Annotated in this window: 5 protein-coding genes; all 5 read left to right on the forward strand. The window is 43.5% G+C overall.

Features of this window, described 5'->3' with window-relative positions:
• Window positions 1-182 (forward strand): bifunctional ornithine acetyltransferase/N-acetylglutamate synthase (locus ACH2DQ_RS19240; RefSeq protein ID WP_395027893.1); only part of this gene is annotated, 182 nt, incomplete at its 5' end.
• Window positions 183-313: 131 nt separating this feature from the next.
• A complete protein-coding gene (gene argB, locus ACH2DQ_RS19245; protein ID WP_027294361.1) occupies window positions 314-1,216 on the forward strand; it encodes an acetylglutamate kinase in 903 nt (300 codons plus the stop codon).
• Window positions 1,200-2,399: an aspartate aminotransferase family protein gene (locus ACH2DQ_RS19250; RefSeq protein WP_394913478.1), complete on the forward strand. Its 1,200-nt coding sequence runs from the start codon at window positions 1,200-1,202 to the stop codon at window positions 2,397-2,399. The genes argB and ACH2DQ_RS19250 overlap by 17 nt, the downstream gene beginning before the upstream one ends.
• Window positions 2,400-2,601: 202 nt before the next feature.
• Window positions 2,602-5,502, forward strand: coding sequence for a penicillin-binding transpeptidase domain-containing protein (locus ACH2DQ_RS19255; RefSeq protein ID WP_394913479.1), 2,901 nt, complete (start codon window positions 2,602-2,604; stop codon window positions 5,500-5,502).
• A gap of 151 nt (window positions 5,503-5,653) precedes the next feature.
• Entirely contained in the window at window positions 5,654-7,450 is a 1,797-nt protein-coding gene (locus tag ACH2DQ_RS19260) for a sensor histidine kinase (protein ID WP_394913480.1), read from the forward strand.
• Window positions 7,451-7,465: the final 15 nt, after the last annotated feature.

Below are 7,465 nucleotides of genomic sequence, written 5' to 3' on the forward strand. Positions count from 1 at the left end.
AACTTAAGATCATTGAAAATGGAGTTGCGCTGGACTACAGTGAAGAAGAAGCTACGAAAATTTTATCCGAACAGGAAGTAACGGCAATTGCGGATATTAAGATGGGCGGGGAGTCAGCCACAGCCTGGGGATGCGACCTGACCTTTGACTATGTTAAAATTAATGCGGATTACCGTTCCTGATAAAAAACGGACGATAGCATACACAGGCTGAAAGAGAAATATGAAATGGAAAGGAAGCCACGCGATTCTTTCAACCTGATTCATGAGTGGCTGTATAGCGGGCAGGACTGCTATATGAAAGGGGTATTATTATGGAAACAATGGAAAACTGGCTGCAAAAAGCAGGTGTATTAATAGAGGCATTACCTTACATTCAACGGTTTCATGGAAAAACCATCGTCGTAAAATACGGCGGAAGTGCCATGGTGGATCATCAGTTAAAGAAAAATGTCATCCGTGACGTGGCACTGTTAAAACTGGTGGGATTCCGCCCGATTATCGTTCATGGCGGGGGAAAAGAAATTACGAAATGGGTAAATAAAATCGGTCTGGAAACCAACTTCGTAAACGGCCTGAGGGTAACCGATAAGGCAACTATGGAAGCGGCAGAGATGGTTTTAAATAAGATTAACAAAGGTCTGGTTTCCATGATGGAAAAACTGGGTGTGAGAGCGGTAGGAATCAGCGGAAAAGACGGATCGGTACTGCGTGTTGACAAAAAGCTCTCCGGCGGCAAGGACATCGGATACGTAGGAGAGGTGAAAAAGGTAAATACGGAGTTATTAAATATCTTATTAGATAATGACGTGGTGCCGGTGATCTGTCCCATTGGATCGGATGATGAATACCATTCCTATAATGTCAATGCTGATGATGCCGCATGTGCCATTGCCTCGGCGGTAGGAGCTGCAAAACTTGCATTTTTAACGGATATTGAAGGGGTATACCGGGATCCCCTGGATAAGTCTACTTTAATTTCAGAAATGTCTATTCCCGAAGCAGAAGAATTTCTGGCAAGCGGGAATGTTGGAGGGGGCATGCTTCCCAAATTGCAGAACTGCATCGATGCCATGAAAGCGGGCGTTTCCAGAGTCCATATCTTAGACGGCAGAATCGAACACTGCCTGCTGTTAGAGTTCTTTACGAACAGAGGAATCGGAACTGCAATCATGGGTGATCAGGAGGAACGATATTACAATGAAGACAATGAATAGTTATATGGAAGAAGCCGAAGAGGTCATATTACATACTTATAATCGTTTCCCGGTGGTATTTGAAAGGGGAGACGGAGTATACCTGCATGATGTACAAGGGAAAAAATATCTGGATTTTGCTGCAGGGATTGCAGTTTTTGCCCTTGGTTACCACTATCAGGGCTACGATGATGCGCTGAAGAGCCAGATTGATAAGATCATACATACTTCCAACCTGTATTACAATATCCCCATGGGGGAAGCTGCTAAAAAACTGGCAGCATGCAGTGAAATGGATAAAGTATTTTTTACAAACAGCGGAACAGAAGCGATTGAAGGAGCTATTAAAGCCGCCAGAAAATACGCATTTAATAAAGACGGCTGTACCGATCATGAAATCATAGCAATGAACCATTCTTTTCACGGAAGAAGCATCGGAGCCTTATCGGTAACGGGAAATCCCCATTACCAGGAAGCTTTCAAACCATTGATGGGCGGTGTGAAATTTGCAGATTTTAATGACCTGGAAAGCGTAAAAGAACAACTTACCGATAAAACCTGTGCCATTATTATGGAAACTGTACAGGGTGAGGGCGGAATTTATCCGGCGGATCCGTCATTCCTGAAAGGGGTGAAAGCAATCTGCGAAGAGAAGGATATCCTGCTCATTCTGGATGAAATCCAATGCGGCATGGGGCGGACCGGCAAAATGTTTGCCTGGCAGGACATAGGCGTGAAACCGGATATCATGACCTGTGCAAAAGCGCTTGGATGCGGAGTACCGGTAGGGGCTTTTGTTTTGAACAAAAAGACTGCCGGGAATTCACTGGTTCCTGGGGATCACGGAACAACTTACGGCGGAAATCCATTTGCCTGCGCAGCGGTTTCAAAAGTATTTGATATTTTCGAACATGACCATATCATAGATCATGTGAACGAGATTGCACCTTATCTGGAAGAAAAGTTAGACCGGCTGGTGGAAAAATATGATTTTCTGGATACCAGAAGAGGAAAGGGCCTGATGCAGGGGCTTGTGGTAAAAGGCCGTCCAGTGGGAGATATCGTCAGGAAATCACTGGACAATGGACTGATCGTTATTTCAGCGGGCAGTGATGTGCTGAGACTGGTTCCTCCGCTGGTGATTGAACGTGTCCATGTGGATGAAATGATTGGGAAGTTAGATACGGTATTAGAGGATATATAAAGATAATAGACAGTGCATTGACGGGCAGGGGCACAGGCAGTTCTGGAAAAACCATATTTTCAGAATTTGCCTGTGCCCCTGCCTGTTGGTATTTTCCCTTTTGCTGCCACTTGACTTTTAAAACCTACAGATGTAATATATAAAGTATTACATCTGTAGGATATAATAAAATTAAGTTGTGTATGAAAAGTGAGGAAATTATATGATAAGAAACAGGAAGTCTATGAAGGCATCGGAAAAACAAACTTCGGTTTCCAGGGTGAAAATTTTAATAGCTGTTTTTATTGGAATGTGTATGGTTTTGTTTTACCGTCTTTACCAGCTACAGATATTGGAAGGGGCGGACTACCGGAATAATTTTGTAATGAAGATTAAGAAGACCCGTGTGCTGAAAAGCACCAGAGGGAATATCTATGACCGGAATGGGAAGCTTCTTGCGGGAAATGAAATGGCCTATGGGATTACCATGGAGGACAATGGGTCGTATCAATCGGAGCGGGAAAAACAGTTGGCTCTGAACGGGACAGCCTATCAGGTGATCCAGCTGGTACACAGGCAAAATGAAAAACTAACGGTGGCACTTCCCATCGTACTGGATGAAAAGGGCGAATATGTATTTAATAAAGAGGGGGTTTCGCTGAACCGGTTTCGGGCAGATGTTTTTGGCAGGGCGTTTATAGAAGATATGACCGGGGAGGAAGCGGCAGCCGGGGCAGATGATATTATAGCATATTTAGCAGGAGAAGAACGATTTGCTTTATATGAGAAAAACGGACAGGCATATACGAATGAGGAACGAAAAAGCAGCGGACTTCCCGCAGAACTCAGTAAACAAGAAGCTTTGGAGATTTTAAATATCCGATATATGCTGTCACTTAACACATTTCAGCGATACATACCGGTTACGGTGGCGGTGGATGTATCCGAAGATACCGTATCCTATGTGCTGGAACATAAGTCCCAGTGGCAGGGAGTGGATATCAGTGATGAGGAGCTCAGGGTATATCAGGGCGGAGATGCCTTAGGGCATATTCTGGGGTATACCGGCAAGATCTCTGCCGAAGAACTGGAGGAGCTGCAGGAAGAGAATGTAAATTATACCAGTGATGCTGTTGTGGGCAAATCAGGGATTGAACAGTCTATGGAGCAGTACCTTCAGGGAATGGAAGGCTCAGTAACAGTATATGTCAACAATATGGGAAAGGTAGTTCAAAAAGAAGATACCCCCAAAGAACCGGTTCCGGGAAAAGATGTCTACCTGAGCATAGATAAAGACCTGACTGAAGCCGTATACCAGATTCTGGAGCAGCGGATTGCAGGAATCCTCACGACCAATATAGCAGATATCAAGGAATTTGATACCAGCAAAATTACAGATTCGGCAGATTTGGTCATTCCGGTTTACGATGTGTATTTTGCACTTCTGGACAATTCAGTAGTAGATATCACCCATTTTGATGATGTGGATGCTACCGCTTTTGAAAAAGAAATGAACGCAAGGTTACAGGCGAAACTGGGCAGTGTGATGGATAAATTAAACACGGAGCTGAAAGGAGAAGGAAGCGTATATCAGGATTTGGATAAAGAAATGCAGGAGTATCAGGATTATATTGTGGATACCCTGCTTATGGAGGAAACGGGGCTGCTGGATGGTGGGAAAATTGACAAAGAAAACGAAAAATACCAGTCCTGGAAAAAGGATGGGAATATCAGCCTGAAGGATTTCCTCACAGAGGCAGTTGCAGAGGGCTGGATTGACATGTCACAAATTCCGTCAAAAGAAACATATATGGATTCCGGGCAGTCTCTGGAATTATTAAGCCGCACAATCAGTGAACATCTCGCTGCAGATGAGGGTTTCTTAAAAAGACTTTGCTGGTATATGCTGCAGCAGGGGGAGATATCACCCCGGGAGATCTGCCTTCTTCTCTATGAGCAGGAGGTTTTATCAAAAGAGGACAAGGTCTATGAAGGACTGGTAAGCGGAAATCTTTCCAGCTATCAGTTTGTGATTGACAAAATCAACAATCTGGAGATCAAACCATCCTGGCTTGCTTTGGACCCCTGCTCAGGCTCTGCAGTTATCACAGATCCCGGGACAGGTGAAGTGCTGGCATGTGTTACCTATCCGGGATACGATGTGAACCGGCTTGCCAACCAAATGGATGAAGCATATTATCAGAAGCTCTATGAGGATAAATCGGTACCATTTTATAACAGAGCTACCCAGCAGCTTACGGCTCCGGGATCCACCTTTAAGCCGGTAACTGCCATAGCGGGCTTAATGGAAGAAGTAATCTGGTCAGATACGGATGTGTTTTGTGACGGAGTATTTGATAAAGTAGAGCCGCCGCTGCACTGCTGGAATCTGTCCGGACATGGGGACATTCCATCGGTTGCAAGCGCGATAAAGAATTCCTGCAATGATTATCTGTGTGAAATATCCTACCGGATAGGACTGGATGAGAAGGGAGATTTTTCCGATGAACAATCCTTAAAGCGGCTCACATCCTATAGTAAAATGTTCGGTTTAGATCAGAAAACAGGGATCCAGCTTCCGGAGTCGGAGCCCCATATCACGGATAAATTTGCGATTCCTTCTGCAATCGGGCAGGGTACCCATAATTACGCCACAGTACAGTTGGCACGGTATGTGAATACCCTTGCCAATGGCGGCAGCTGTTATGATCTTACCCTGATTGATAAAGTGATGGATAAAGACGGGCACGTTACCGAGGAAAATCCTCCGAAATTAAGAAATCAGATCAAACTTCCCCAAGAGGTATGGAATGATGTGCATACCGGAATGGAGGAAGCAGCCGACAGTAATGCCATGTTAAGTAAGTTAAGTATTAAGACAGCCGGTAAGACCGGAACTGCAGAGGAAACACCCAGCAGACCCACACATGGCCTGTTCGTAGGCTATGCACCCGCAGAGAATCCCGAAATCGCGGTCGCTGCCCGCATTGCACACGGATTTGCATCCGGGAATGCCGTGGGAGTAGCCCAGGATATATTTAACTATTATTTTAAACTGGAGAAAGAGGAGGATATTCTCACCGGAACGGCGTCCAGGGCCACGGACAATGCACATATGGATTAAACGGATCAGTAAATCTCTCCAGGTAAAAAAAGCTAATATAAAGTAAATTATTTCCAATAGAATCATGATAAAATTAAAGATATGATGAGAAGGTAAAGTTTGCCGGATCAAAGGAATAGTATCCATCCATTTGGTATAAAAGGAGAGGGACATGAAACACTATTGGAAGAAATTTTCAAATCTAAAAATCAAGCAGAAGTTACTGATCTCTAATATCGGTATTATTCTGATTATGGTATGTCTGACAGGTGTATCGGGATATTACATATCCCGGAACCTGCTGATTTCCACCTCGGTAAAATCCTCCGTAGATTTAATGGAACAGTTGAGTTCCAATTTTGACTATGCAATAGAGTCTCTGGAGGATTTTATTTTAATGCAGACATTTAACAAAGAATTTTCCGGGATTATAGGAAAAAAGGCGGAAGAAGGGAACAGCAAGGCATTATTTGACCGGCAGAAAAAGCTTTTGAATTTCAGCTATAACCTGATGAATTTTAATAAGTACATCAAAGCAGTACTGGTACAGGATAATTACGAAAATATTTACTATTATTCACCGGACTATAACTCCATGAGCCAGGAGGAGCAGGTGGAAAATCTGGCTTTTCAGAAAGCGAATGAAATGTGGGGGACTACGTATTGGAAGCCCTATAAGGAAGAACTGGTTTTTGCCAGCAGCCTGGTCTTTGACTTTGAATCCATGAAGCCGCTGGGGGTGATTTCGGTAGGAATTGACACCGCTTATTTTAAAGAATTGTATAAAAATCTTTCATCCGAAAAGGCAAATGAGATCTTAGTGCTGAACCAGGACAGGCAGATCTTAATTGGGGAAGGCAATAAGGGGCGGGAACTGGCTGAAATCATTTTGGAGAAATATAAGCCTGTCAATGAAGAAGGGAAAGAAATCTATTATAAAGATGAAAAATATATCTATACAACCTGGAAAGCAAAAGGAAATGGAATCCAGGTCATGAACCTCATCTCTGAAAAGGTGATTATGGATGGCATTTTTAAATTGTTAAGTCCGGTTATCTGGTCTGCGCTTCTTGGGGTAATGCTGTCAGCTGCCATTGCAGTTTTAATATCCGGGCAGATATCTTCCAATATAAAACTATTGCTTACCAATATCCGAAGTATTTCCAAAGGTGATTTTTCACAAAAAATTGTACCGGCAAGTTACGATGAAGTGGGGATGCTTGCAGTAGAATTTAATCACATGTCGGAGCAGATCGTACAGCTGTTCAAATCGGTAACTGATGAGAAAATACAAAAAAAGAATAGCGAATTAAAAGCGCTGCAATTTGAATATGATTCTCTCCAGGCAAAGATCAACCCCCATTTTCTTTATAATACATTGGAGAGTATCAACAGTCTTGCCAAGTTAAAGGGGCAGCAGGATATTGCAGACAGTATTTATCTGCTGGGGAAATATCTGCGGGAAGCCATCAGCAGTAAACGGAAATTTGTCTTTTTGGAAGAAGAGATCCAGAATATCCGCAACTATGTAAAGATACAGCAGTTGTCTTATGGGGATAAAATCCAGATCATTTTCCACGTGGATGAAGCGCTTTTAGAAACGGTTGTGCCAAAGTTAATTCTGCAGCCGCTGGTAGAAAATTCCATCGTTCACGGGATAGAACCAAAGATCGGAAAGGGCAGGATTGAAATTACGGCACGCTGTGAGAAAAAGGATATGTTTCTTGAGGTATGGGATGACGGTGTGGGGATCTCCCGGGAGCAGCTTGAGAATACGATGGAGCATAAGTCCGGCAATTCCGGTTATGAGCACACAAAAGTAGGCTTAATGGCAGTTCACAAGAGAATTCGGATCCTTTATGGTGAAACCTATGGCATACAGATTCACAGTGCACCCAGGGAGGGGACGTCCATTATGATTAAACTGCCCATTAACTTTGAAGATGAGGAGGTACACTATGAGATTTAAGGTGGTAGTGATTGA

The sequence above is a fragment of the Robinsoniella sp. genome, assembly GCF_034124845.1.